This window comes from Carnobacterium mobile DSM 4848, assembly GCF_000744825.1.
GTDB lineage: Bacteria > Bacillota > Bacilli > Lactobacillales > Carnobacteriaceae > Carnobacterium_A > Carnobacterium_A mobile.
Window position 1 is genome coordinate 2,222,385 of the sequence record NZ_JQMR01000001.1, and the last position, 24,733, is coordinate 2,247,117.

At 37.4% G+C, this 24,733-nt stretch carries 28 protein-coding genes; 18 read left to right on the top strand and 10 right to left on the bottom strand.

Annotation, left to right across the window (positions count from 1 at the left end; translation table 11 throughout):
- The first annotated feature begins 53 nt into the window (after positions 1 to 53).
- The 9 genes from murB to BR87_RS10630 all read left to right on the top strand — a co-directional run bounded on the left by murB (position 54) and on the right by BR87_RS10630 (position 8,482).
- Positions 54 to 971 (top strand): UDP-N-acetylmuramate dehydrogenase, encoded by a 918-nt coding sequence (murB, locus tag BR87_RS10590; RefSeq protein ID WP_035031947.1) that lies wholly within the window; start codon positions 54 to 56, stop codon positions 969 to 971.
- A gap of 205 nt (positions 972 to 1,176) precedes the next feature.
- On the top strand, positions 1,177 to 1,719 hold the full coding sequence (locus BR87_RS10595) for a helix-turn-helix domain-containing protein (RefSeq protein WP_035031950.1): 543 nt from the start codon (positions 1,177 to 1,179) through the stop codon (positions 1,717 to 1,719).
- A gap of 83 nt (positions 1,720 to 1,802) precedes the next feature.
- Entirely contained in the window at positions 1,803 to 2,894 is a 1,092-nt protein-coding gene (locus BR87_RS10600) for an ABC transporter ATP-binding protein (protein WP_035031953.1), read from the top strand.
- A 14-nt stretch (positions 2,895 to 2,908) separates the two neighbouring features.
- A complete protein-coding gene (locus BR87_RS10605) occupies positions 2,909 to 3,724 on the top strand; it encodes an ABC transporter permease (protein WP_035031956.1) in 816 nt (271 codons plus the stop codon).
- Positions 3,721 to 4,554, top strand: coding sequence for an ABC transporter permease (locus tag BR87_RS10610; RefSeq protein WP_035031958.1), 834 nt, complete (start codon positions 3,721 to 3,723; stop codon positions 4,552 to 4,554). The genes BR87_RS10605 and BR87_RS10610 overlap by 4 nt, the downstream gene beginning before the upstream one ends.
- Positions 4,551 to 5,624 carry an ABC transporter substrate-binding protein gene (locus tag BR87_RS10615; protein ID WP_035031960.1) on the top strand — a complete coding sequence of 358 codons (1,074 nt, stop codon included), beginning with the start codon at positions 4,551 to 4,553 and terminating at the stop codon, positions 5,622 to 5,624. The genes BR87_RS10610 and BR87_RS10615 overlap by 4 nt, the downstream gene beginning before the upstream one ends.
- Positions 5,625 to 5,871: 247 nt before the next feature.
- A complete protein-coding gene (locus BR87_RS10620; RefSeq protein ID WP_035031962.1) occupies positions 5,872 to 6,330 on the top strand; it encodes an ASCH domain-containing protein in 459 nt (152 codons plus the stop codon).
- 54 nt (positions 6,331 to 6,384) lie between these two features.
- On the top strand, positions 6,385 to 7,056 hold the full coding sequence (gene rpiA, locus BR87_RS10625) for a ribose-5-phosphate isomerase RpiA (protein ID WP_035031964.1): 672 nt from the start codon (positions 6,385 to 6,387) through the stop codon (positions 7,054 to 7,056).
- 124 nt (positions 7,057 to 7,180) lie between these two features.
- Positions 7,181 to 8,482 carry a pyrimidine-nucleoside phosphorylase gene (locus BR87_RS10630; RefSeq protein ID WP_035031967.1) on the top strand — a complete coding sequence of 434 codons (1,302 nt, stop codon included), beginning with the start codon at positions 7,181 to 7,183 and terminating at the stop codon, positions 8,480 to 8,482.
- Positions 8,483 to 8,885: 403 nt separating this feature from the next.
- On the opposite strand, the gene BR87_RS10635 is transcribed toward BR87_RS10630, so the two are convergent.
- Positions 8,886 to 9,104: a hypothetical protein gene (locus BR87_RS10635; protein WP_035031970.1), complete on the bottom strand. Its 219-nt coding sequence runs from the start codon at positions 9,102 to 9,104 to the stop codon at positions 8,886 to 8,888.
- A gap of 159 nt (positions 9,105 to 9,263) precedes the next feature.
- Between BR87_RS10635 and BR87_RS10640 the strand changes: the two genes are divergently transcribed.
- From BR87_RS10640 to BR87_RS10655, 4 genes are all read left to right on the top strand, one after another.
- Positions 9,264 to 9,974: an AzlC family ABC transporter permease gene (locus BR87_RS10640; RefSeq protein WP_035031972.1), complete on the top strand. Its 711-nt coding sequence runs from the start codon at positions 9,264 to 9,266 to the stop codon at positions 9,972 to 9,974.
- Positions 9,962 to 10,294 (top strand): AzlD domain-containing protein, encoded by a 333-nt coding sequence (locus BR87_RS10645; RefSeq protein WP_035031975.1) that lies wholly within the window; start codon positions 9,962 to 9,964, stop codon positions 10,292 to 10,294. The genes BR87_RS10640 and BR87_RS10645 overlap by 13 nt, the downstream gene beginning before the upstream one ends.
- 123 nt (positions 10,295 to 10,417) lie before the next feature.
- Positions 10,418 to 10,954, top strand: coding sequence for an acyl-CoA thioesterase (locus tag BR87_RS10650; protein WP_035031978.1), 537 nt, complete (start codon positions 10,418 to 10,420; stop codon positions 10,952 to 10,954).
- Positions 10,955 to 10,996: 42 nt separating this feature from the next.
- Entirely contained in the window at positions 10,997 to 11,827 is an 831-nt protein-coding gene (locus BR87_RS10655; protein WP_051929834.1) for a GNAT family N-acetyltransferase, read from the top strand.
- 82 nt (positions 11,828 to 11,909) lie between these two features.
- Here the strand turns inward: BR87_RS10655 and fni are convergent, their stop codons facing one another.
- The 6 genes from fni to BR87_RS10685 all read right to left on the bottom strand — a co-directional run bounded on the left by fni (position 11,910) and on the right by BR87_RS10685 (position 17,897).
- Entirely contained in the window at positions 11,910 to 12,977 is a 1,068-nt protein-coding gene (fni, locus tag BR87_RS10660) for a type 2 isopentenyl-diphosphate Delta-isomerase (RefSeq protein ID WP_035031981.1), read from the bottom strand.
- A 182-nt stretch (positions 12,978 to 13,159) separates the two neighbouring features.
- On the bottom strand, positions 13,160 to 14,233 hold the full coding sequence (locus BR87_RS10665; RefSeq protein WP_035031984.1) for a phosphomevalonate kinase: 1,074 nt from the start codon (positions 14,231 to 14,233) through the stop codon (positions 13,160 to 13,162).
- Positions 14,234 to 14,262: 29 nt separating this feature from the next.
- Positions 14,263 to 15,240, bottom strand: coding sequence for a diphosphomevalonate decarboxylase (mvaD, locus tag BR87_RS10670; RefSeq protein WP_035031987.1), 978 nt, complete (start codon positions 15,238 to 15,240; stop codon positions 14,263 to 14,265).
- Positions 15,241 to 15,244: 4 nt separating this feature from the next.
- Entirely contained in the window at positions 15,245 to 16,174 is a 930-nt protein-coding gene (gene mvk / locus BR87_RS10675; protein ID WP_035031989.1) for a mevalonate kinase, read from the bottom strand.
- A gap of 107 nt (positions 16,175 to 16,281) precedes the next feature.
- Positions 16,282 to 17,640, bottom strand: coding sequence for a tripartite tricarboxylate transporter permease (locus tag BR87_RS10680; RefSeq protein ID WP_035031992.1), 1,359 nt, complete (start codon positions 17,638 to 17,640; stop codon positions 16,282 to 16,284).
- Positions 17,640 to 17,897, bottom strand: a complete 258-nt coding sequence (locus BR87_RS10685; RefSeq protein ID WP_035031995.1) for a hypothetical protein — start codon at positions 17,895 to 17,897, stop codon at positions 17,640 to 17,642. Before BR87_RS10685 ends, BR87_RS10680 begins: the two co-directional genes overlap by 1 nt.
- Before the next feature lie 244 nt (positions 17,898 to 18,141).
- On the opposite strand from BR87_RS10685, the gene coaA reads away from it, so the two are divergent.
- Both coaA and guaA read left to right on the top strand, forming a co-directional pair.
- The gene (gene coaA / locus BR87_RS10690) at positions 18,142 to 19,065 is read left to right on the top strand and encodes a type I pantothenate kinase (RefSeq protein ID WP_035031998.1); all 924 of its coding nucleotides are present in this window, start codon (positions 18,142 to 18,144) and stop codon (positions 19,063 to 19,065) included.
- Between the two features lie 128 nt (positions 19,066 to 19,193).
- Positions 19,194 to 20,744: a glutamine-hydrolyzing GMP synthase gene (gene guaA / locus BR87_RS10695; RefSeq protein WP_035033180.1), complete on the top strand. Its 1,551-nt coding sequence runs from the start codon at positions 19,194 to 19,196 to the stop codon at positions 20,742 to 20,744.
- Between the two features lie 160 nt (positions 20,745 to 20,904).
- Here the strand turns inward: guaA and BR87_RS10700 are convergent, their stop codons facing one another.
- Positions 20,905 to 21,279, bottom strand: coding sequence for a DUF3021 family protein (locus BR87_RS10700; protein WP_211249988.1), 375 nt, complete (start codon positions 21,277 to 21,279; stop codon positions 20,905 to 20,907).
- A 300-nt stretch (positions 21,280 to 21,579) separates the two neighbouring features.
- On the opposite strand from BR87_RS10700, the gene BR87_RS10705 reads away from it, so the two are divergent.
- From BR87_RS10705 to BR87_RS10715, 3 genes are all read left to right on the top strand, one after another.
- On the top strand, positions 21,580 to 21,774 hold the full coding sequence (locus BR87_RS10705; RefSeq protein ID WP_035032001.1) for a hypothetical protein: 195 nt from the start codon (positions 21,580 to 21,582) through the stop codon (positions 21,772 to 21,774).
- A gap of 233 nt (positions 21,775 to 22,007) precedes the next feature.
- Positions 22,008 to 22,427: an NAD(+)--rifampin ADP-ribosyltransferase gene (gene arr, locus BR87_RS10710; RefSeq protein ID WP_035032004.1), complete on the top strand. Its 420-nt coding sequence runs from the start codon at positions 22,008 to 22,010 to the stop codon at positions 22,425 to 22,427.
- 183 nt (positions 22,428 to 22,610) lie between these two features.
- Positions 22,611 to 22,904 (top strand): bacteriocin immunity protein, encoded by a 294-nt coding sequence (locus BR87_RS10715; RefSeq protein ID WP_035032006.1) that lies wholly within the window; start codon positions 22,611 to 22,613, stop codon positions 22,902 to 22,904.
- A 96-nt stretch (positions 22,905 to 23,000) separates the two neighbouring features.
- Here BR87_RS10715 and uvsE read toward each other — a convergent pair whose 3' ends face one another.
- Both uvsE and BR87_RS10725 read right to left on the bottom strand, forming a co-directional pair.
- Positions 23,001 to 24,251 carry a UV DNA damage repair endonuclease UvsE gene (gene uvsE / locus BR87_RS10720; protein WP_035032009.1) on the bottom strand — a complete coding sequence of 417 codons (1,251 nt, stop codon included), beginning with the start codon at positions 24,249 to 24,251 and terminating at the stop codon, positions 23,001 to 23,003.
- A gap of 63 nt (positions 24,252 to 24,314) precedes the next feature.
- The gene (locus BR87_RS10725; protein ID WP_051929836.1) at positions 24,315 to 24,722 is read right to left on the bottom strand and encodes a MarR family winged helix-turn-helix transcriptional regulator; all 408 of its coding nucleotides are present in this window, start codon (positions 24,720 to 24,722) and stop codon (positions 24,315 to 24,317) included.
- Positions 24,723 to 24,733: the final 11 nt, after the last annotated feature.

Genomic DNA, 24,733 nt, shown 5'->3' on the forward strand with positions numbered 1-24,733 from the left:
GTAACATGTTAGAATATGCAGTAGTAAATCAACAGTGAGAGGATCATTATATAATGGCAATAGCACAAATAAAAAAAGAATTTCCAAATTCAATTATTAAAGAAAATGAACCATTGTCGCTTTATACCTACACAAAAACAGGTGGACCAGCTGATATCCTAGTATTACCTAAAGAAAAAGAAGAAGTCATTGCATTGGTAGAGTGGATCAACCAACATGAATTGCCGTTAACTGTATTAGGAAATGCGAGTAATTTAATTGTCAAAGACGGCGGTATTCATGGAGTCGTGATGGTACTGACAGAAATGAATGAAATCACGATTTCTAAACAACGTATCGTTGTCCAAAGTGGTGCTCGTTTGATCGATACGTCTTATGCGGCTTACAACGCTGGATTGACTGGACTGGAATTTGCTTGCGGAATTCCCGGCAGTATCGGCGGGGCTGTATTTATGAATGCAGGAGCGTACGGTGGCGAGGTTAGTGAAGTTATTCAGACTGTAACGGTTTTAACGCGTGAGGGAGAAATAAAAGAACTGAAAAACGAAGAGTTGGATTTTCGTTACCGGCATAGTGCCATTCAAGAAACCCAAGATATCGTATTGGAAGTCGAATTTCAATTAGAAAAAGGAAAACCAGCTGAGATCAAGAAACGCATGGCTGAATTGACGTTTTTAAGAGAATCCAAACAACCACTAGAATATCCCTCTTGCGGAAGTGTTTTTAAACGGCCCACTGGTTATTTTACAGGAAAGCTGATTCAAGAAGCTGGTCTGCAAGGCAGAATTTGGGGAGGCGCTCAAATTTCAGAAAAACACGCCGGCTTTATTGTGAACATCAACCATGCGACAGCGACCGATTATATTGAATTGATTGCTTACATTCAACAAGTTATTTTAGAGAATACAGGGGTTGAGTTAGTAACGGAAGTTCGGATCATCGGAGAAGATGTACGGGTGGAAACAACATAAGTTAGTGAAAAACCAAAAACAGTTTTGCTGTTTTTGGTTTTTTTTATTGCTTTTACTAAAAAAAAAATTATAATAGAAAAGTATTGGTAAACTTAATGTTTACTGTTAGAAAACTTTAACGGCTTGTTGTTTACTGCCAGTAAACTTGTATTTCTTAATTAACGTAAAAATACTTTGTTTTAAGTTAAAAAAGGGGGGGAAGAAGATGGAAATCGGCAAGCGGATTAAAAACTTACGTATTCAGAAAAATTTTACACAAGAGGAACTAGGGGAACGGACTAATTTGAGTAAAGGATACATTTCCCAAGTAGAACGAGATTTGAGCATGCCTTCAATGGAGGTCTTTTTCGATATTTTAGAAGTGCTGGGATGCAGCCCTAAAGATTTTTTTGATAATAACCACATAGAACAACGCGTTGTGTATCCAAAAGATGAAATGACACGCTTTGAAGATCTGGAAAAAGGCTATGAAATTGAATGGCTTGTTCCAGAAGCCAATGAAAATGAGATGGAACCGATTAGTTTAAAATTAGAAAAAGAAGGGGAATTTAAAGAGTTTAGTCCTTCATTAGCTGAAACGTTTGCTTATGTCCAAGAAGGAGCAGTTTGTGTAGAAATTGGAATGAAACGCTACTTTGCAAATAAAGGCGATTCTCTTTATTTTCATGCCACTGAAAAGCATAAAATAGCGAATGCTTTTCAAGGAGAGAGTATTTTATTAATGGTCGTAACAGATTCCTATCTGTAAAAAGGAAACAGAATAATGGCATTATCGTAAGGATAAATCTATGATAATAGTAATGAGCTAAGAGCAAAAAAGGAGCGTAAATAATGGCTGAAAAAACAATTATTCGGTTTGAACACGTCAAAAAAACATATGACGACAAACCCGTTTTAAAAAATATTAATTTTGATATTGAACAAGGGAAATTTTATACCTTGCTAGGGCCCTCCGGCTGCGGGAAAACAACGATTTTACGCTTGATTGCTGGTTTTACTGAAGTTTCTGAAGGTACCATTACATTAGATGGAAAAGTAGTCAATGAATTACCGGCTAATAAGCGGAAAGTGAATACTGTTTTTCAAGATTACGCATTATTTCCGCACATGAATGTCTTTGAGAATATTGCGTTTGGCTTGCGCATCAAAAAAATGGAGAAAAAAGTGATTCAAGAAAAAGTTGAAGAAGTATTGAAAATGGTCCGTTTATCCGGCTATGAAGAACGAGCTATTAGTGAAATGTCAGGCGGACAGCGTCAACGGGTAGCGATTGCTCGTGCGTTGGTGAACGAACCCGAAGTTTTACTGCTAGATGAACCTTTATCAGCCCTAGATTTGAAGTTAAGAACCGAAATGCAGTATGAGTTGCGCGAATTGCAACGCCGGTTGGGCATCACTTTTGTCTTTGTAACGCATGACCAAGAAGAAGCCTTGGCTATGAGCGATGAAATTTTTGTTATGAAAGACGGAGAAATTGTTCAGAGCGGAACGCCGGTTGATATTTATGATGAACCCATTAATCGCTATGTAGCGGATTTCATTGGCGAAAGCAATATTGTTGATGGGCATATGCTGGCTGATTATCAAGTTTCGTTTGTGGGACATACTTTTGAATGCGTAGATGCTGGTATGAAGCCAAATGAAAAAGTTGAGGTCGTTTTGCGTCCTGAAGATTTGGTCCTGACAACAGTTGAACAAGGTAAACTTTCTATCAAAGTGGATACGCAATTATTCAGAGGGGTTCATTATGAAATCATCGGATATGACCGCGATCAAAATGAATGGATGGTGCATTCAACTAAAAAGGCTAAAGTAGGTAGTGAAGTCGGTCTTTATTTTGAACCGGAAGACGTACACGTCATGCGGTTTGGCGAATCTGAAAAAGAGTTTGATGCGCGGCTTGAAAGCTATGAAGAAGAGTAAAGGAGGCAAACCAAATGAATAAACAATCGAAAGTATTTTATTTTGTGCCGTATAGCATGTGGCTGATTTTATTTGTGATCGCTCCTTTGTTGCTGATTTTTTATCAATCTTTTTTTACGATTGATGGTCAATTTACACTTGCTAATTATGGAACTTATTTTGCGTCTAGCACTTATTTGACGATGACATTCAATTCTGTTTGGTATGCCTTTTTAATTACCTGTTTAACGTTATTGATCAGTTATCCGACAGCCTATTTGCTGAATAAAACGAAGCACAAGCAATTGTGGCTGCTGTTGATTATTTTACCGACTTGGATCAATCTTTTATTAAAAGCTTATGCATTTATCGGGATTTTTAGTATTAATGGATCAGTCAACGATTTTCTAGCATTTGCTGGAATTGGCAGACAGCAGATTTTGTTTACAGATATCAGCTTTTTATTAGTGGCAACCTATATTGAAATACCGTTTATGATTTTGCCGATTTTCAATGCACTGGAAGAATTAAATCCTTCATACATTAGTGCCAGCCGTGATTTAGGTGCTAATAATATTGAAACATTTCGACGCGTGATTTTTCCATTGACATTGAATGGCGTAAAAAGCGGAGTGCAGGCTGTTTTCATTCCATCTCTTTCTTTGTTTATGCTGACACGTTTAATTGGCGGAAACCGCGTGATTACTTTGGGTACAGCTATTGAGCAGCATTTTCTTGTTACACAGGACTGGGGCATGGGTTCCACGATTGGTGTTGTGTTAATAGCAGCCATGTTGATTATTATGTTGATAACTGGTGAAAAGAAGAAGAAAGAAGGGATGCACAAATGAAAAAGCAACGGTTTAAATGGTCGAATCTTTATTTGATAGCTGTTTTCATTATTCTATATGCTCCTATTTTTTATTTGATTCTTTATTCTTTTAATGCTGGCGGAGATATGACCAGCTTCAGCGGGGCAACATGGGATAACTACCGAGCAGTCTTTGAAGATGTCCGCTTGATCACGATCGTATTAAATACCTTGCTGATTGCACTACTGTCATCCTTGATTGCCACCATAATCGGGACTTTCGGTGCATTGGCTATTTACTATACTAAAAAAAGGCAAGCCCGGAATGCGTTATTGAGTTTAAATAATATTTTAATGGTGTCGCCAGATGTAATCATTGGAGCAAGCTTCTTAATTTTATTTACTTTTATCGGTTTTAGCCTTGGTTTTGCTTCTGTTTTGCTTTCACATATTGCTTTTAGTATTCCGATCGTCGTATTGATGGTTTTGCCTAAATTGAAAGAAATGAACGACTCCATGTTGATGGCTGCTCGTGACTTAGGAGCGAATAACTGGCAAGTATTGAGTAAAATTGTGTTGCCCAGTATTACACCAGGAATCTTAGCCGGATTTTTTATGGCGTTTACGTATTCGTTAGATGATTTTGCCGTGACTTTTTTCGTGACCGGCAATGGATTCACAACGCTGGCCGTAGAAATCTACTCACGGGCACGGCAAGGAGTAAGTTTAGAAATTAATGCGTTAAGTGCGCTGATGTTTATTTTTGCTTTGATGTTAGTGATCGGCTACTATTTTGTTCAACAACACAATCTTTCAAAAAAACAAAAATCTAAAAAACGCTATGGGAATGAGGCGGTGAACATACGATGAAACGGCTGACAATCTTAATTTTTGCTATTTTAATGGTGAGTGCAGGTTTGTATTTCTCGGTTCACCAATTAAGTAAGTCGAAAGGTATTACGACAGAAAACACACTCAATTTATACAATTGGGGTGACTATATTGATCCTAGCTTAATCACAGAATTTGAAAAAGAAACGAACTATCGTGTATCTTATGAAACGTTTGATTCCAATGAAGCTATGTACACAAAGATAGAACAAGGTGGAACAGCTTATGACTTAGCTGTTCCCAGTGAGTATATGATTCAGCGAATGATGAAAGAAAACTTATTGATTAAATTGGATCACAAAAAAATCAAAGGACTAGAAAATATTGATGAACCCTTTTTAGATTTATCATTTGATCCTGGCAATAATTATTCTATTCCCTATTTTTGGGGAACTTTAGGCATCATTTACAATGATAAGTTTGTTTCGAAAGAGGACATTCAGCATTGGGATGATTTATGGCAGCCTAAGTTACGGAATAATGTGATGTTGATAGACGGTGCTAGAGAGGTATTAGGGTTGTCATTGAACAGCTTAGGGTACTCATTGAATACAAAAAACACATCTGAGTTGTCAGCAGCAGCAGAAAAACTGGATAGTTTGACACCTAATGTTAAAGCGATCGTAGCAGATGAGATTAAGATGTATATGATCCAAGAAGAAAGCTCCGTTGCGGTAACTTTTTCAGGTGAAGCAGCCGAAATGCTGTCTGAAAATGAGCATTTGCATTATGTGATTCCAGAAGAAGGATCAAATCTTTGGTTCGATAATTTTGTTATTCCTAAAACTGCTAAAAACACCGAAGCAGCATATGCATTTATTAACTTTATGCTGGAGCCTGAACATGCAGCACAAAACGCTGAATACATCGGCTACTCAACACCCAATAAAGCGGCCACGAAAATCTTACCAGCTGAAATAACAGAAGATAAGCAATTTTATCCTGATTCTAAGACGATAGAAAATTTAGAAGTGTATGAAGATTTAGGCAAACAATATATTGGACGCTACAATGATTTATTTTTGGAATTTAAAATGCATCGAAAATAGAAACCTAACTGTAAGTAAAGCTGGTTTTTTAAAAGCCGGCTTTGCTTATTTTTTATGATTGATCAGCTAAAGGAAGATTCTGTTTAAAATACTTGTTTTTACACAAAAAATAGTAGATTATGGTACAATAGCTCTTGACGGTTAGTTGATTAAGTACGTTATTTTAATCAGAAAAAAAGATAAAAAACACTTTTAAATCATTTGAAAACAATGAGTTGAAAATATTGAGAGAAGTAAGGGTGGAACAATGATAAACGAATCGGTAGAAGAGTTATGGGGAAACTTTAAACTTCAGAATCCCAACTTACCAGATCATTATGAATTTTTAACATTCGGCCAGACTGAATCAGCAGCTAACAAATCTGCTGCATTAGTATTGGAAGGGTTGAAAACGGCAAAAACAACACTATTATTGGAATACCAAGAAGAAAAAAAATCCATACCCACAAAAGGAGACTATGCCATTATTTTGGATGGACGTCATCAAGCGATCGGAGTCGTCCAAATATTAAAAGTCAGGATCATCCCTTTCGATGAAGTCACAGACGAGATCGCGTATGAAGAAGGGGAAGGCGACCGTACTTTGTCAACATGGCGTGAGTTTTACCAACTCTATTTTCAGCAGCAATGCAAAGCAAACCAACACTCTTTTTCTACAAAAATAGAAGTCGTTTGTATTCAATTTGAGTTAGTCTATGCTGCTTAAAATAACAGGTTATCACTAAAACAGGTGAAAAAAGATAAAAGGAGCGAGAGCAGGATGAACAGCAAACAAATGGTTGGAGAAAAAGCAGCAGAATACGTGGAAGACGGTATGATCGTAGGACTAGGAACAGGTTCAACTGCTTATTATTTAGTCGAAGCTCTTGGCAGACGGGTGAGAGCAGGATTACGGATAGTGGGAGTGACCACCTCCTCACGAACAAAAGCACAAGCAGAAGCAGTCGGTATACCTTTAGCCGACCTAAATGATGTGATGCAAATCGATTTGACCATTGATGGCGCAGATGAAATCAGTAAAGATTTCCAAGGCATTAAAGGAGGCGGCGGTGCACTGCTCTTTGAAAAAATGGTAGCCGATCATTCAAAACAAGTCATTTGGATCGTAGATGACAGTAAAATGGTACAAAAACTAGGGGAATTCCCACTGCCCGTTGAAGTAGTTTCTTTTGGTCATCAACAATTGATTCGCTTATTTGAAGCAAAAGGCTATCACCCTCAGCTTCGTTTAGGGAATGAGGGGCAGCCGTATGTGACGGATGGGGGACACTACATTATTGATTTGCATTTAAAGGTAATCGAACATCCGCAAAAGCTAGCTGCATGGCTAGATGGTTTAACCGGTGTGGTAGAGCATGGTTTATTTTTGGACCAAGTGAATACTGTGATCATTGGCCATGAAAATGGAATCGAAGAAGTGTCAGCTCGATAATAAAAACCTTGAAGCAGCTAGAATAGGGACAGATGAGAATTCTAAATTTTTGATTAATGAAACCGTTATCAGTCAAAGGTATGTTAAAATGAAACAATAGCGAACGTAAAGGAGATTAGAAGATATGCGTATAGTTGATTTAATTGCCAAAAAACAACATGGAGAAGCTTTGAAAACAGAAGAAATTAAATTTATGGTTCAAGGATTTACTACTGGGGAAATACCGGATTATCAAATGAGTGCCATGTTGATGGCGATTTACTTTAAAGGTATGAATGACCAAGAACGCAGTGATTTAACCATGAGCATGGTAGAATCAGGAGAAACGATTGATTTATCGGCTATTCATGGTGTGAAAGTAGATAAACATTCTACTGGAGGAGTAGGAGATACCACAACTTTAGTTTTGGCTCCATTAGTGGCGAGTTTAGGGGTTCCTATTGCAAAAATGAGCGGACGCGGTTTGGGACATACTGGCGGAACCATTGATAAATTAGAAGCCATTCCAGGTTTCCATGTTGAATTGTCGCAAGAAGATTTTATCGAATTAGTCAATAAAAATAAAGTCGCAGTTGTGGGACAATCGGGCAATTTAACACCAGCAGACAAAAAATTATATGCTTTACGCGATGTCACTGGAACTGTTGAATCTATTCCTTTAATAGCCAGTTCCATTATGAGCAAAAAAATTGCTGCCGGGGCAGATGCCATTGTTTTAGATGTGAAGACCGGGGCAGGAGCCTTTATGAAAAATGACGAAGATGCTCGTGAATTAGCACATGCCATGGTGAAAATCGGCAATATGGTAGGCCGTAATACTATGGCTGTTATTTCTGATATGAGCCAGCCCTTAGGATACGCTATCGGCAATGCCTTAGAAGTTAAAGAAGCTATTGATACATTAAACGGACATGGGCCTGCTGATTTAGTAGAACTTTGTTTAACATTAGGCAGTCAGATGGTCCATTTGGCTGGAATCGGTAATGACTTGGCAGAAGCCAGAGATTTATTGGAAGAAAACTTGCATAATGGAAAAGCCTTAGAAAAATTTAAAGTCTTTGCAGCTTCCCAAGGCGGAGATACTGCCGTAATCGATTATCCGGAACAACTGCCGCAAGCAGCCTATCAAATAGAAGTGAAAGCAGCAAGAGATGGGGTAGTTTCTGGAATCGTAGCTGATGAATTAGGCATAGCTGCCATGATGTTAGGTGCGGGACGGGCAACTAAAGAAAGTAAAATTGATTTAGCCGTTGGGTTAATGTTGAATAAAAAAGTTGGCGATGCAGTCAAACAAGGCGAGTCCTTGGTAACGATTCACAGTAACCAAACAGATAATTCAGCCGTAGAAGCTAAAATCAAAAACAGTATCACGATATCGGATGACGCTCAGCCGCTGCCATTGATTCATGAAGTGATTACAGACTAAAATAGGTAAAAGGCTGTTTAAGGGAACGTTGAATTAGCTTATTTTAGCAATAAAGTGTTGTAACACCATAAAAAGTATTTTTGTGTTTTGCATTGGACAAATATAAAGAAAAACTCTTTAGTTTGTCTATTTCAAGTTGAAAACGGACGAATCGATGGTTACTTTCTAACGATTCGTCCGTTTTGATTCAGTTTTGGACAAACAGAGATAAAATGGTTCAGACTTGTCTATTTTCCTTCAAAAGGGGACCATTTTGAAGGAAATAACTTAAACTTGTCCATTTTTTGAATGAAGCACTTTAATTTTCCCCACGGCAATGGTTTTGTTCAACAAGGAGAACCAATCAAAGACACTGAAAAATAAATCAGAGACAAATTAGAAAAAAATTCTATTTATCTCTGGTTTATTTTTTTTGATTTTGTTCCGGATCTGCAAATAAATAGCGAAAGAACAACACGACAATAATGAAAACCCCTAGAACTAAAATACTGCTCATTAAAACGTGTAAATAAGACCAGAAACCTCCATTAGAAATCAATGCTCTTAGTCCTGAAGAAAAGAAATAACCGAGAAAATAAAAAATACTGATAAAAAAACTGCTGTAGACAACTCTTTTTAACATAAAACTCCCGCTTTCAAAAAGTAATGGTTACTCTTATTATACTGAATCGTTTTATTAAGACAATTTATTTTGTTAATAGAACAATGAAATTAGAATGAAAAAGCAGTGTGAAGCATGCTATACTTATTTTTACAGTTTTAGTTTGAAAGGAGTGTACATATGAAAGTACAAGATTGGCGAGCAGGGTTTAAAGTAATATATCCTGTCTTGCTTGGCTATATACCTTTAGGTTTAGCTTGCGGTATGCTGCTGCATGATGCTGGGTTTAGTACACTAGCTATTTTACTAATGAGTTTATTGGTTTTTGCTGGGGCCAGCCAATTTATGGCAGCTTCAATGGTGGCTATGGGAGCTACGACGCCGGCAATCATTATAATGGTTTTTTTCTTAAACTTACGCCATTCATTGATGAGCTCAAGCATGTCCAATCGTGTCAAGAAAAGCTCTATTCCATTTATCCTGCTTTTTAGTCACACATTAGCCGACGAAGCTTACGCAGTAAATTATAATCAATTTCAGAACCATGAGTGGTCAGAACAAAAAGCATTGGCTGCTAATTTGCTAGCTTATCTGACATGGTGTATCAGCACCGCTATAGGCGGAGTACTTGGCAGTGCACTGGTTGTTAACACCGTTATCATGAATTATATTTTAATTTCGATGTTTATTTATTTATTAGTCAGTCAGTTTGTTTCCAAGGTAGTGGTCTTTGTCGGTTTGTTTTCTGGCGTACTATCCGTCATTTTGATGCTTTTGTTAAAGCATAATATTGCACTTGTTATTGCAGCTATTTTAGCTTCTTTTGTTGGTTATTTTATTGAAGACTATTTAGCTAAAAAGAAAATTAAAGGCGGTGAATGGATAAAGTGACACAAAACCTATGGCTGCTGATTATTGGTATGGCTATTGTGACTTATTTGCCTCGTATGCTTCCAATGTTGGTGTTAAGCAAACGAACAATTCCAGAAAAACTGGCAAAATGGATGTCTTTTATTCCTGTCTCTATTTTTGCGGCTTTGATTTTTTCAGATGTTTTCTTTTGGGAAGGCCGTTTAAATCCAAATCCATTAATCAATGTTAAATTATTGCCTTCATTAGTTGTTTTTATTTTTGCCTACTATACAAAAAATTTATTTTGGTCAATGGTCTTTGGCGTATTGAGTATTACATTGATGGTTTATTTTTTTTAATAAGGGACGTTTAATTGTTTTATCTCTAATGTCTCGCGGTGGCTTATCTCTCTTTCAACTAAGAAACATGGTATAATCAGTTATGGAAAAATAATCATTGAGAATAGGCAGGGGAAGAAAAGCATGACTGAATCAAAAGAACGTAAAATAAAAAGATGCATTGAATCAAGAGTAGTTCAGACCCATCGAGTCCTACCATCTGATTTAAATCATCATCAAACCTTATTCGGGGGAAATTTGATGAGTTTGATCGACAATACAGCGTCTATTTCAGCTGCCCGGCATTCACGAGGCGTAACCGTGACGGCTTCTATGGATTCATTAGATTTTTTACATCCTATTTACAGCAATCATTCTGTTTGTATTGAAAGTTATGTTTCAGGAGTTGGAAAATCATCTATGGAAGTTTTTTGCAAAATCATGGGAGAAGATTTAATGACCGGTAAACGCTATTTAGCGGCTACGAGCTTTAGTACATTTGTTTCTACCAAGACTAAAGAACAGGGGGATGTCATTGTCCCATTAGTTGAACCCACAACGGAAGAAGAACGTTTAGTCTGTGAAGGATATCAGAAGCGGCGTGAAAAGCGAATTATCAATCGTGAGTTTAACGAACGATTTGCCAATGCTATTTCTTATGCTGCTCCTTGGGAAGCATAGGTATTTTAAGTAAAAAGCAGAATTTTAATTGGAGGGGTAATATTGATTTATAAATGTACTGAAAGCCACCGAGAATTAGTACTTGATTTTTTGTCTACAGACCCGATATTGAATTTGTTTGTTATTGGCGATATTGAAACATATGGATTTGATTCACTGGATCAAGACGTTTGGGCTTATACTGACGAAGAAGAGCAAATCACGGGTGTTCTATTGCGTTATAAAGAAAATGCGATTCCTGTTCATGGTACACAATTTACTGATTTTGAAACTTTTTTACCGTTGCTTCAAAGTTTAGAGGAAGTACGAGTAATCAGTGGAGAAAAATCAACGATTGATCAGTACATTGACTATTTCCCTGATTTAGAAGCAACGGAGACTGATTTATCTATCTGTTCAGAGTTAACAACAGAAGCTGATGCCATTTATTCTGTGGAAAAATTAAAAAAAGAAGATATTTCATCCTATTTGACCTTGCAAAAAGCGTGCTTTAAAAAAGAAAGCGAATCGGAAATGACATTATCTGACATGTTAAATAATGAAACCGTCTTGATACATGTGATTAAAAATGAATCAGGAGAAATTGTTTCTGCTGGAAGATTGGCTGTAGAGAGTGCAGCAGCCGGTATGATTATTGGGGTAGGTACAGTAGAAACTGAGCGAGGAAAGGGATACGCTTCAGCTGTGGTAGCTTCGCTTGCCCAAGTATGCCTAGCAAAAGGAAAGAAAGCTTGTTTATTTTATCATGACCCTAAAGCTGGCAGTCTATATCATCGTCTAGGCTTTCAAGATACTGGAGAAGTTTGGAGTATGTTAAAACCAAAAGAAGAAAAAGCTAAAAAAAACTTTTTTGAAGAACTAGCAACAGAATAGTTTAGCTCTTGTTTATAAATAAAAAATGAGCACCGATTATTGAACTAAAATCGGTGCTCATTTTTTATTTTAGTTAGTCTTTTTAAACACGCGTTGAACGAGAAGCAAAATACTCCGAGTCTATCTCGCGGGCTTGGCACCAATCTTTTACATTACCTGTTAAAATCAAATCAGTCTGCTGCAAGTCTTGCAGTGTTTTTTTTCCGAGTAAGGTCATGATTGTTTTGAGATTTTCTTTCCAATCATTTACTTGACGAATGGTTTCATCGACACCATCTTTGATGATTAAATGTAAAAGTAATCCAGAAATCCCAACGGACTTTGCCCCTAAAGAAAGGGATTTGATTATATCTAAAGGATGACGGATTCCGCCAGAAGCTAAGAAATCGATAGAAGATAAATAGGGATGGGCTTCTAATAAAGAAATAACGGTGGATTGTCCCCAATCTTCCAAATAATCTAACTTATTGCTTTTTCGGCGATAATTCTCGATTTTCGCGAAGTTCGTTCCGCCCATACCGCTAATATCAATAGTTTTTGCTCCGGCAGATAAGAGTAAATCGATCGTTTCTCGGCTCATTCCATAACCAACTTCTTTGGCAATAACGGGCACATCCACTGCTTCAGTAATACGAGTCAGTTGTGACAGCCAATTTGTAAAATCGCGATCTCCTTCTGGCATGATCAATTCTTGCGGGGCATTGATATGCAGTTGTAGAGCATCAGCTTGTAACAACTCAACAGCTCTTTTAGCATTTTCCACTGTCTGGCCAATACCTAGATTAGCAAAAACAAGACCCGATGGATTAACTTCACGGATAACTGTAAAGCTATCTGCTACTGTAGCATCTTTTAAAGCAGCACTAACAGAACCAGATGCCATTGCGATGCCTGTTTCGCGAGCAACTAAGGCTAATTTGTGGTTGATTTTTTTAGTCCACTCGCTGCCGCCCGTCATTGCATTGATATAAAAAGGAAATTCCATTTGGAAATCAGCAAACGAAGTTGAACAATCTGCATCCTTGACAGCCATTTGTGGAAATGAATGGTGAACATAATGCAGTGCGTCAAAATCAGACGATGAAGATTCCTGAGAAAATTTCATCGCTAATGAAACGTGTTCGTTTTTTCGATTATTTGCAGGATTCATTCTTATCCTTCCTTTCATATAAGTAGTTTACATTACTTCGTTCATTCAGGAGTGAACATCTCTTTCAGCTTTTATTATCGGCTAGCTTCAAGAGATACTCCTTCGGAAAATAGACAACCGCCTTTAGAAATGAAACATTTCTAAGTCGTTTCCTAATTTTCTTTCAAAAGTGGTCATCTCTTTCAGCTTTTATGATAAACATGTAGAGGGAGATTGGTAATCCCTTTCTCTTCCCATGCGGTCATTAAAGGCAGTAAACCTTCTTTGCGGTCAAATAAGACGATTCCACAGTCGCCGCCGCCTGCTCCAGAAGATTTTGCAGCACCACGATAAGCTTCAGCAACTTCACACAATTGGGATAAAGCCGGTGTCTCTATACTAACTCCTGTAGCTTGGCTCATATTAACTAATAGTTTTCGGTTTTGTCGTATTTGTTGTTGAATCGATTTGATGTCTTTTTCTTGAAAAGCTTGGATCATTCGATTCACACAAGCAGAACTTTCTTTTAAAAAAGTCGTATAAGCTTGTTGGTCTCGACTTCTTTGACTCGTTACTTCATCGACTAAATGAGAAGTGGAAGCCGGTGAACCAGTCCACCCGATCACTAGACGCAAATCAGCTGGAGGAGTCAACGGAGTAATGGAAAGATAAGGCCATTCCATTTCCACTAGTTCTTTGACTGATTGTTCTTTTTCTTGTTGAGCAGCTACCCAATCACGATCAAAAGTAGTAAAGGCTAACCAGCCGCCATAAACGCTGGCAGCCACATCACCGCACGAGCCGTTGCTTTTAACGGAAAGATGCGCTAAAGCGGCTAATTTGAATACCAGCTCATCCGTGTTTTCTAATTCGTAAAACTGGCACAAGGCCCGAACTGTTGCAACAGTTACGGCGGCACTGGAACCTAAGCCGTATTTTCGGCCATTCGAACTGTCCAGTTCGCTTTCAATCGTCAAATTGAAAAAATCAAGTTGTTTATTGACTTCTTTAGCATAACTTTCAGTTACGTTGATAGCCGCTAAAATATAATGAAACGGGTTTTCCCGTTTATCAAGAACAAGTTGATCATTGTGTCTTTTCCACAAAATCGGCAAGTTGCCATACTGAAAAGAAGTGATACTGCCCATATCTTCTGTTTTTTCAAGCGAGACAGTGATGAATTGATCAACCGCTACTAAAATAGCAGGATGACCAGGCTCCACAACTGCATATTCACCTGCAATGTACAATTTTCCAGGTGCTGAAACTTCAATCATTCAATATTTCCTCCTTATAAACTACAGTGTCAATTGCTTGTTAGTACTTGTAATCCCGGACCGGGTTTAGCAACAATCAATTGATCGTTTTGAAAAACTTCTGCAAATCTCGTTTTAATTTTAGCACTATCTGATAAACGGCATAAGACTTTCACATTTGGTCCTGCATCCATTGTGAAATAACAAGGAATACCTTCTTTTCGCAATTGGCGTACTAACTGCATGGCAACAACACTGTCTGGCTCCCAATAAGAAAGCGGCGGGTTAGCACCTAACATGGTTCCATGCATTTTCATCCCATTGCTTTCTGTTATTTCGCCTAATTTTTGGAAGTCTTGCGAACGGATAGCTTCTTTTATTTCGATCAGATCCTTGGCTGTGCTTTCTAGCCAACCGGCATAAAAAGGAGAAGTAGCTACCGTGTTTTTCATTCCTTCACGGCTGGATACGGACTTCTCGTGATGGTTGACAACTACAACCACCATGCCAATATCCCAACAGGCATCATCGATAGGAACAGCATAAGAATCTGCAGAAGTAGTTCCCATCTGCCATTCAACAAAGCCGCCGTATATACTGCGGGTAGCTGAACCAGAACCGCGTCGTGCAATTAAAGATAAGTCGCGCGGGTTTAAATCTAAGCCGCTCGCTAGATTAGCTGCTCCTGCTAAGGCAGCCATACCTGAAGCAGAAGAAGCAAGCCCAGCAGCTGTTGGTACAAAGTTTGTACTTTTAATCAAAGCCGGAGATGAAATGCCAGCTGGTTCTCTAAAGAGCTGTAAAAAACGGCTGACTTTTTGAGTAGCTGCTGTATCCTGTAAGTGATCATTTAAATAAAATGTGTCTTGATCAACGTCAGCGTTAAAAGAAACAGAAGTTTCTGTGTAAAAAGCATCCAGCGTCAAAGACAGGCTGCTACTTGTCGGTAAAATCAATTCTTCATTACGTTTGCCCCAGTATTTGATCAGAGCAATATTGGTGTAAGCTCGTACTTTTTTTTCAGTCATTCCATTAGTCCTCTCCCATTTTGTGAATCCATGTATTCACTGCTCCGGCTTTTAATAAAGCAGCAGAAATACGGTCAGCACTTGTTTTATTATCGGCCAAAGCAATCATACATCCGCCGCGTCCGCCGCCGGTCAGCTTAGCGCCTAAAGCATCAGTTGCTAAAGCTGCAGCAACAAGCTGATTTAACTCTTTATTGCTCACGCCTAAAAAATCCAAAAGATGGTGCGCTTCATTCATATAAACACCTAAATCAGCCGGCCGGTTCTGTTCAATGGCTAATTTTGCTTGTCGCGTTAGTTTGCCAAGAGTATGGATGCCAACTGTTGTTTTTTCAGGAGAGCGTTGAGATAAAAGAGCGATACTATTTATGGCTTCTTTAGTTTGGCCGGTAACTCCTGTATCGGCTACGACTAAATAAGCAGATACGTTTAACGAAAAAGGAATAATCGGCTGTCCCTTAATGAAAAAAAGAGGGGATTGGCTGCTCGTCATAGCCGTGTCTAAACCGCTGGGATTTCCATGAGCAATCTTTTCAGAGATATCGGTCAATTCCATTAAACAAGCAGTGGTCAACTCTTTTTTAAAATAATTAAAAAGCGCACGGATAGTTGCAGCAGCAACAGCAGCACTAGAACCCATTCCTCGTTCCGCCGGGATAGTACTTTTAATCGTAATACTAAAGTTTTCAAGTGGTTGTTGCAGTTTTTCAAGTGTCTTCATAATAACGGTTGTTACATTCAATAATCGTTCTGGTGCCTGAGAAAATGGGCCATGATAGAAAAAACAATCCAGTGTCACAGGACCAGTTATTTTTTTAATCGTTGTTTCAATTGAAGTAGCAGGAAAAGGTATGGCCACAGCAGGCTCGCCATAAACAACGGAATGTTCTCCCATCAAAATAATTTTTCCATTTGCTGTACCTGTTGCTTTCATGAAATTACTCCTTTTTTATTCATCTTTTTTATAATAAACAAGAAGGCCATCAAAGGAAAGGGAAAAGCTGATTAAACGAGCTTTCTATCCTTTCAGCTTTGTTCTTTTTATAAAGCGGCCAACTTTTCAACGATCCAAGGAGCAGCGTAGAGAGTCATAAACTGAATCCCGTAATTAACTCCCATTTTATTTAGTGTCCCGCAGATGATCCCAATCAATAAAACACCGAAGATATTGATTAAACCAGCGTCCATGTAGGCTAATAGTAGGATAAATGAAATGAACAACCCTAAAACAGCTTCATGAGGAATTTTGGTCAGGACAAAATGAGAAATGAGTCCTGCATAACGAATAATGATAACATAAGAAATCAAGCTGGATATCACTGCGCCTACTAAAATAGCCCAAACAAATTCGCCCCGGCTCAACAGATGGTGCAAGTTATGTGTTACCGTGAAAACAGGCGGTGCATTGAATAAAGCACTTCCTGGTCCAATAGCAGTTGGTGATAATGGAATACCTAAAGCAATCAATGGAATGATAATACCTGATAGGTAAGTTGAATGAGCCAGTGCACTCATTGATGTGATAGTCGTTGAAGCTTTTTCAACAGGGTCTTTTTTTCGATTAGCCACAGCTTCGCCGAATAAGATAATCAAACCGACAGGGCTTAAAACAAATAAAAAATTCGAAATAAAAGAAACCAATGAAGCTGATTTTATTTCTTGTTTAGATAAAATTTTAAAAGGATTCAAACGTTGTTTTTTATTTAATTCTTTTGGAATCGCAATCGTTTTTAATTGGTCCGTCAACATGTTGGTCCGATTGTCTTTATTTAATAAAGACATAAGCGAAATGATCAGTGGTCCGATGGTGATACCTAAGAAAAAAGAAGTTGTGATATTGGTATCTTTTGGAACTACACCCATTCCCCAATAAAGGTGACGCAGACTTTGGAATAATAACGCTAATGGCACGATACTAAGCAGTGCTAAAGATTTGTGTTTTCCAATCACAGATAAAAAAACAGCACCGATAACAAATAATAAGGAAGCATAAGGTTGAATGACTGTAGCAAAAGGAGTTAGCAAGTTAGCTAACAACAAAGAAACTGGGACAGAAACAACCGTACCGATCAAAGATCCGGCAGCCATTTTTTTGATTGTAATCGTGGATAAACCTTGGTTTTTTAAGTATAAAGCATGTTCAATCATCGGACTGGATAAAACTCCGCCCGGCAATCCCACAAGAGCAGTGGGCATGGCATTGGTTAAATTTAATGTTATGATAGCTGAAATGAAAAAGGTCAAAATAATCATCGGAGCTGTTCCTGCTAAAACGAGTGCCAACGAAACGGGTACAAGAACGGAAGTTTCATCTGTTCCAGGAATAAAACCGATAAAGGTATACAATACAACAGCTGATAGTGAAGCAACAACCATTTGAAACAATAAGAAGATATCCATTAGTCTGATTCTCCTTGTTCGTTAGTCTGCTGGCCATCCAGTACGATTATTCGTTTAGGTTTTATTAAGACAGCAGAAATAATAAAACCAATGACGGCACCCGCTAAACCGTAAAAAAGCTGTTGGCTTTGATTGCCGCTGGGCGCGAGAAAAAAAGCTCCCATTGTCAAAATGCTTGAAATAAGAATAGCCCCTACCAAACTATTCAATGCAACAACATCTCCCCAAATTTCAACCAGATCTTTTTTTTCTTTCATATTTAAACTCCTTTTTTATTGATGTGAGTCTTCGCAAAATAAAAAGAGACCCTTAATTCATAAAAAAAGTTGAGACTACTCCTACTCCCAACAAAACCATATTACACTAAATCGAGCAAAAAAGACTAGTTAAGTTTCTTTAAAGATGAAAAAGCTTAGTAAAAGGTTTCATTCAAAGGCTATAAAAAGAAAGTATTATTTGGTACAATTATGCCGAAGTTGAAAGAACTTGGAGGTTCGCCGGATGAAAGAATCAGCAACGTATCATATTATTGAACGGAATGAATGGAAAGAGTTAAATAAAAACACAGTCGCACCGTTGTCTCATCAAGAATTAGAAGAACTTACAGGTTTGAATGACCGAATTTCGATAAAAGATGTGGAAGAAGTATATGTACCGATCATTCAACTATTGGATGTGTATATACGTCAGTATGAACAACTACAAGCACAAAAAAATAAATTTTTGGGTAAAAAAACGATAAGCAAACCCTATATTATCGGGATAGCAGGAAGTGTGGCCGTAGGAAAAAGTACGACTGCACGCTTATTGCAGACGATGCTTTCTCGTGTATATAAAAATAAAACGGTGGATATGATCACAACCGATGGTTTTCTTTACCCCAATGCGGTATTGCAAAAAGAACAGATCATGGACCGTAAAGGATTTCCAGAAAGTTATGATATGCCACGTTTGATTTCTTTTTTAGGAGATGTAAAAAATGGCAAGGAAAATGTGACCACGCCAGTTTATTCTCATGAAATTTACGACATTGTTGAAGGAGAATTTCATGTATTGAACAAGCCGGATATTTTAATAGTAGAGGGAATAAATATTTTGCAGTTGCCTGCTAATGAGCAAATTTACATCAGTGATTTTTTTGACTTTTCGATGTACGTTGATGCTGAACCGGCACAAATTGAAAAATGGTATTTAGAACGATTTGGAGTGCTATTAGATACAGCTTTTACCGATCCTGATAACTATTATTATTCTTATGCACAAGGTAATCGGGAAGATGCGTTTGCCATGGCCCGAGGAGTTTGGAAAAAAGTCAATTTGCGCAACTTGATGGAGTTTATTTTACCAACGCGCAATCGAGCAGATTTGATCTTGCATAAGAGCGGAAATCATGTGATCGACCACTTATTGTTGCGAAAATATTAAAAAAAGACAGAAAAGCGTTTTCGTTGTGTTGACCTGTTTCACAAGAGCCGATACAATAAAGCTTAGTAGAATTTACAGATTAGTCTGCTTTAGAGTAGAAAAAATTAGATGGGGTGAACTGCGTGGCAATGGCTACTGATTTAACAAATATTGAAAAAATTATCGTGCTTGATTTTGGAAGTCAATACAATCAATTGATTACACGACGTATTCGTGAATTTGGTGTGTTTTCTGAATTAATTTCTCACAAAGTAACAGCTGAAGAGCTAAGCAAGATGAATGCAAAAGGAATTATCTTCTCAGGCGGACCAATGAGCGTTTACGATGAAGGAGCCTTTACCATTGATCAAAAGATTTTTGAACTAGGCATACCCATTTTAGGAATCTGTTATGGTATGCAATTAATGACAACTGCATTAGGCGGAAAAGTAGCAGCCAGCTCAAACCGTGAATACGGAAAAGCGGATATCGAAATCACTAATTCGGCAGCCCCTGTATTTGAAGCTTTAGCAGCACAAGAAACCGTTTGGATGAGCCATGGTGATTTGGTGACACATGTTCCAGAAGGCTTCACAGTTACAGCAACCAGCCCTCATTGTCCAATTGCTTCGATGTTCGATCCAGCAAGAAACTTCCATGCTGTTCAATTTCATCCTGAAGTGCGCCATACAGAACAAGGCAATGCCATGCTGAAAAACTTTGCGTTTAACATTTGCGGATGTAAAGGAACATGGAGCATCAGCAACTTTATTGATATTGAAATTGCAAAAATCCGGGAAACAGTAGGCGATAAAAAAGTCTTACTAGCTTTATCCGGCGGGGTCGATTCAAGTGTTGTAGGTGTTTTACTGCAAAAAGCGATCGGCGATCAGCTGACGTGTATCTTTGTTGACCACGGCTTGTTGCGTAAAGATGAAGGCGACCAAGTAATGGATAGTTTGGAAGGCAAATTCGGCTTGAATGTTATCCGTGTAGATGCGAAAAAACGCTTTATGGATAAATTAGCTGGTGTCAGCGATCCTGAACAAAAACGTAAAATTATCGGAAATGAATTTATTTATGTTTTTGATGACGAAGCGACAAAATTAAAAGGCATTGAATTTTTGGCACAAGGAACGCTTTACACGGACGTGATCGAAAGTGGAACCGATACGGCTCAAACGATCAAATCACATCACAACGTAGGCGGATTGCCTGAAGACATGCAGTTTAAATTGATCGAACCTTTAAATACTCTGTTTAAAGATGAAGTTCGTGAATTAGGCATCGAATTGGGTATGCCAGAAAGCTTAGTTTGGCGTCAACCTTTCCCAGGTCCTGGATTAGGTATTCGTGTCCTTGGTGAACTGACAGAAGAAAAACTAGAAATCGTGCGTGAAAGTGATGCTATTTTACGTGAAGAGATTGCAGCAGCAGGTCTTGACCGTGACATTTGGCAATATTTCACCGTTCTGCCAGGAATCCGCAGCGTCGGAGTTATGGGAGACGGCCGGACATACGACTACACAGTCGGTATTCGTGCTGTAACCTCGATTGACGGTATGACAAGTGATTTTGCACGTATCCCATGGGATGTCTTGCAAAAGATCTCTGTGCGCATTGTAAATGAAGTTGCACATGTTAACCGTATCGTGTACGACATTACGAGCAAGCCACCAGCAACTATTGAGTGGGAATAGAATTGATGTGCCCGAAAAATCCTATTAATCAGGTCTTTTCGGGCTTTTTTCTATTTCTTGATAATATCTTATTCTATAAAAAGCTTCTAAAGTCTTTTTTGTTATCAAGACTTTAGAACTTTTTTTGTATTGAAAATTCTATAAACTTTTCTTAAGCAACTTATGATGCATTGAAAAATTTTACAATGATAAAATAGGCGAGCAACCATAAGACGATACCTGTCACTAAAAAAATGACGACTATCTTTAATATATCTTGAGCTTCTCCAACGGGAAACCATCCACTTAAGAGGAGGCACGGAAGAACCGTACCTAACATGATGATAAAATGTACTACAGATTGTTTTAATAGTGACCAATGCTTTATATCATAGATAACAGATGCAGCAGCAACAGCAGTTATGATCAATCCCGTAACAAATGTGGATCTTACCTGAAACGAATCTAGATTTTGTGCTTTCATGAGGAAAGAGATTCCTGTCATGATGATAAAAGGAATAGCTCCCCTTAACAGAACTTTTTTGAATAATATCATAAGCCATCCTCCTGCTGTTCATGTTCCTCTTGATAGTTGCCATTTCTTCATATAATGCGTTTGCATCTCTTGATTATATTCTACCATCATTTTTTTCAGTAACAATTAAACGCATTTGAAGTATCTGAATGTCGAAAATCTGCACGAATGTTTACTTATATCCTTAATAAGTTATATAGCTTGTGTTATAAGTACTATCAAAAAATTTCGTTTACTTAATAGTTAAATTTAAACTATTTAAACGTAATCGTTTATCTTGCAACTTGAATTTGTTATCTTCATAAGTAAGGAGGCGATAGTGTGTTTGATATTATTTTATTTATCTTAAAGGTTGCGGCGATTATTTTTTTTGTTACCATTATTATACGTTGGCGATTCAAAATTACGCTTAATAGTTCTTTAAAACTCGAAGCCAGACGTGTACCGAAACTTTCAGATAAGACTTTACAAAAAAGAATACGACAAGCAGAAAAATTCATGAAAATAAATTTTTGAATGGGTTCATTAGCTTATTTCTTGCCGATGAGTACAGCGAATACAAAAATAAACTTATGCAACTGTATAAACAAGAATTAGCTAAAAGAAGTTAGCTTATTAATGTGTAAAGAATAAAAACTGAAGAGACGAGTTTTTTCAATCGTTCCAGTTTTTATTTAGCATTAAGTTTTATTTTAATCAAATATTCTGTATCTTTTTAAAAGAATACAGGGTTAGAAAGGATGATAAGTATGGAGACAAAAAAAAACGCATTAGATCAGGGACCTTTTTTTCACGGCACAAAAGCAGCTTTAGAATTAGGGGACATGCTTGAACCGAAAAACAAATCAAATTTTGAAGGAGATCGGATCTCAAACTATATTTATTTTACTGCTACACTTGATGCGGCAAAATGGGGCGCAGAATTGGCACAAGGAGCGAGAAAAGAGCGGATCTATTTAGTAGAACCAACCGGCACTTTTGAGAATGATCCTAATTTGACCGATAAGCGGTTTCCTGGCAACCCAACGCGCTCTTATCGCTCTTCTTCTCCATTGAAAGTCGTTGCTGAACTTGCAAATTGGGAGCAACATCCCAAAGAAACCATTGATCAAATGCTTGCTGATCTACAAAAAATTCGAGAGGAAGGCAAAGCAGACATTGAGGATTAAAAAATAATCTGTTCGTCCAAGAAGGATAAAAGCAGCCCTTCGTTAATACTTTGCTCTAACATGTTGTTTTACATAATCCGAATAATGACTTCATAATGAATGGGCTTATCTAAGTTGTTTTTGTTATTTATGTTAAGCCAATTAGTTGTAAAATGGATTTTAAAAAAGAGGTGAGAGTTGTAAATGAAAAATGAATCTAAACCACTCGTACATGACCTGCATAATAGTCTCGATCAACCCAATATGGAAGATATTAAAGAAGTTTTATTAAAAGTGTACACGAAGTTGGAAGAGTCTAAAGAAAATGTTCCTCTTATTAATCGTCTTGTTAATTTTATTTATTTTACTGGCTGCCATCAAAAATTAACCTTTAGTAAAGAACAGGAAAGCTTGATTAGAAAATTGAGTGAGATTGGACAAACAGCTGGAGTGAATGGGGTATACCGTTCTAGCTATGGTGATAAAACACAGTTTTAAAAATTAGTTATATGTATTAATCTTAGAATAAGAATAATAAACAAAAAGCTTACAAGTATTGTTTCGAATATTTGCAAGCTTTTTTAGGTTGTGTAGTTAAAAATAAAAGTAGTAACTGTTCAATAGATACTCATTGTCGTATTTTTCAGCCATTTTTAATAAGAGACCTTTTACAGCGTTGATGGAATACGTTCCTTTTTTAAATGACTCAATATAAGAAAGGTATTTTTTCTTTTCTGATTCTATTGCTTGGTCTTTAAAATAACCCCATACATGAGATGCAGCATTCAGCTGATGTCCTTGGCTTGGCTCTATAGTAAGCGCTTGGTCAATAAGTGCATAAAACTCTACCACCGGGTAACCTGCTTTGTCTTTTAATAAGTTGCGAATCTCTTTGTAACGATTTGGGTCGTGTTCCAGAATATTGTATTTATAGCGAGCCCATTCTTTTTCCAGATTGTTTATGTTTTTATTATAGGCAATCAGATTATTAGCTTTAACAGCAGAAAGATTTTTATCCTTTACTTCAAGCATAATATCCACATTGGGAATACCTTTTAAAAATTCGTTGAATACTTCTAAGTCGATTGTTTTAGAATGACTGCCTGCTCTTTTTAAAGGTGCACCTTGAGAGTAATGAATTTTTTGCCGACCGTCATCAGCTTGCCAAGTCTGGTTTGCTAAAGTGATAAAGTAGTTATCGTCTTTTGATACGTCAAACGGCAGCACCTGGTTATGCAAGTTGTCATAGACTACAGGAATATGGTTAGTTGTCCCTATTTGTAATACATCGCCTATGTTGTAAGATTTATCATCGTTTTCAATGACCAGTCTATCTTTAACTCTCTGATTCAAGAGTTGGTAGTTTTTTCCAAATCTCGCAATGGCTGCTGTTTTATCACCGTATATACCGCCGATATGCAAAATGATTTTACTGGATTTCTCTGTTCCCAATGCAGTTAAAAACCGATTATGGTAATTTAAATCTTCTATCGCTCTTTTCATAACTTCTGTGTTGGCTGAGTTTAAGACAGTGTATTGACCAGGGTGCATCGACACTCTAATGTTCTCAGCTTTTAGTTTTTCACCAATCATTTGAAACTTTTCTTGGAAAATCTCATCCCAAGGAAGATCATTAACAGGACTCGAACCAAATGGAATGATATCTGAACTGATTCTAAAAAGTTTAATGCCCATTTTAATGTTGTAATCTAGAATTCTATCTAATGTTTCTAGATTGTGTGCGGTAATGTTTAACAGGTTTTCTTGTGTTGCGGTTTTAAGTGTACAGGTTTTAAAATTTGTATTGTAGACTCCTAGGGTCAAGCAAGCATAACCGATTTTCATAAGCATCTCCTTTAAATTTTATTTTATGAAAACTGTAATTTTTTTGGTAATAGGCACTAATTATTATTCGTTAATTTTTCGAAAAAGCTCTAAAAAAGTCTCTTTTTCTTTTTGTGAAAGAACTTTAAGTAAATCAGTGTTGACCTTGGCTTCAGTGGTCCGTGCAGCTTCTACTAGTTCTTTTCCTTGTTCTGTAATGACTAACCGTGTAATACGCCGGTCCTTTTCATCATAAACGCGCTCAGCATATTTTTCCTGCACAATCATATTGGCTATATTAGTCATTGCTCCTGGTGTTACTTTTAAAAACTTAGCCAGTGTAACTTGTTTTTGCTGTCCTTTTGTTTTTAATTCACCTAGGACTAACAACGCTGAGATACTAATAGGGTAAGGAAAGGCAGCTGTCCATTTTTTCATAACAGTTTGTGTATACTGATTGACTGAATAGAGCAATTCCATATTTTGATGCATTATACGTTTCC

Bases quoted from the DNA above. Each gene is read 5' to 3' on its own strand.
- BR87_RS10635 (WP_035031970.1), bottom strand. From the start codon at position 9,104: ATGTTAAAAAGAGTTGTCTACAGCAGTTTTTTTATCAGTATTTTTTAT.
- BR87_RS10615 (WP_035031960.1), top strand. From the start codon at position 4,551: ATGAAACGGCTGACAATCTTAATTTTTGCTATTTTAATGGTGAGTGCA.
- BR87_RS10595 (WP_035031950.1), top strand. From the start codon at position 1,177: ATGGAAATCGGCAAGCGGATTAAAAACTTACGTATTCAGAAAAATTTT.
- coaA (WP_035031998.1), top strand. From the start codon at position 18,142: ATGAAAGAATCAGCAACGTATCATATTATTGAACGGAATGAATGGAAA.
- BR87_RS10640 (WP_035031972.1), top strand. From the start codon at position 9,264: ATGAAAGTACAAGATTGGCGAGCAGGGTTTAAAGTAATATATCCTGTC.
- BR87_RS10630 (WP_035031967.1), top strand. From the start codon at position 7,181: ATGCGTATAGTTGATTTAATTGCCAAAAAACAACATGGAGAAGCTTTG.
- BR87_RS10725 (WP_051929836.1), bottom strand. From the start codon at position 24,722: ATGCATCAAAATATGGAATTGCTCTATTCAGTCAATCAGTATACACAA.
- BR87_RS10610 (WP_035031958.1), top strand. From the start codon at position 3,721: ATGAAAAAGCAACGGTTTAAATGGTCGAATCTTTATTTGATAGCTGTT.
- mvk (WP_035031989.1), bottom strand. From the start codon at position 16,174: ATGAAAGCAACAGGTACAGCAAATGGAAAAATTATTTTGATGGGAGAA.
- BR87_RS10680 (WP_035031992.1), bottom strand. From the start codon at position 17,640: ATGGATATCTTCTTATTGTTTCAAATGGTTGTTGCTTCACTATCAGCT.
- uvsE (WP_035032009.1), bottom strand. From the start codon at position 24,251: ATGAAAATCGGTTATGCTTGCTTGACCCTAGGAGTCTACAATACAAAT.
- BR87_RS10715 (WP_035032006.1), top strand. From the start codon at position 22,611: ATGAAAAATGAATCTAAACCACTCGTACATGACCTGCATAATAGTCTC.
- BR87_RS10700 (WP_211249988.1), bottom strand. From the start codon at position 21,279: ATGATATTATTCAAAAAAGTTCTGTTAAGGGGAGCTATTCCTTTTATC.
- murB (WP_035031947.1), top strand. From the start codon at position 54: ATGGCAATAGCACAAATAAAAAAAGAATTTCCAAATTCAATTATTAAA.
- BR87_RS10650 (WP_035031978.1), top strand. From the start codon at position 10,418: ATGACTGAATCAAAAGAACGTAAAATAAAAAGATGCATTGAATCAAGA.
- BR87_RS10645 (WP_035031975.1), top strand. From the start codon at position 9,962: ATGGATAAAGTGACACAAAACCTATGGCTGCTGATTATTGGTATGGCT.
- BR87_RS10685 (WP_035031995.1), bottom strand. From the start codon at position 17,897: ATGAAAGAAAAAAAAGATCTGGTTGAAATTTGGGGAGATGTTGTTGCA.
- BR87_RS10665 (WP_035031984.1), bottom strand. From the start codon at position 14,233: ATGATTGAAGTTTCAGCACCTGGAAAATTGTACATTGCAGGTGAATAT.
- BR87_RS10600 (WP_035031953.1), top strand. From the start codon at position 1,803: ATGGCTGAAAAAACAATTATTCGGTTTGAACACGTCAAAAAAACATAT.
- rpiA (WP_035031964.1), top strand. From the start codon at position 6,385: ATGAACAGCAAACAAATGGTTGGAGAAAAAGCAGCAGAATACGTGGAA.
- BR87_RS10605 (WP_035031956.1), top strand. From the start codon at position 2,909: ATGAATAAACAATCGAAAGTATTTTATTTTGTGCCGTATAGCATGTGG.
- mvaD (WP_035031987.1), bottom strand. From the start codon at position 15,240: ATGACTGAAAAAAAAGTACGAGCTTACACCAATATTGCTCTGATCAAA.
- BR87_RS10620 (WP_035031962.1), top strand. From the start codon at position 5,872: ATGATAAACGAATCGGTAGAAGAGTTATGGGGAAACTTTAAACTTCAG.
- fni (WP_035031981.1), bottom strand. From the start codon at position 12,977: ATGAATCCTGCAAATAATCGAAAAAACGAACACGTTTCATTAGCGATG.
- guaA (WP_035033180.1), top strand. From the start codon at position 19,194: ATGGCTACTGATTTAACAAATATTGAAAAAATTATCGTGCTTGATTTT.
- arr (WP_035032004.1), top strand. From the start codon at position 22,008: ATGGAGACAAAAAAAAACGCATTAGATCAGGGACCTTTTTTTCACGGC.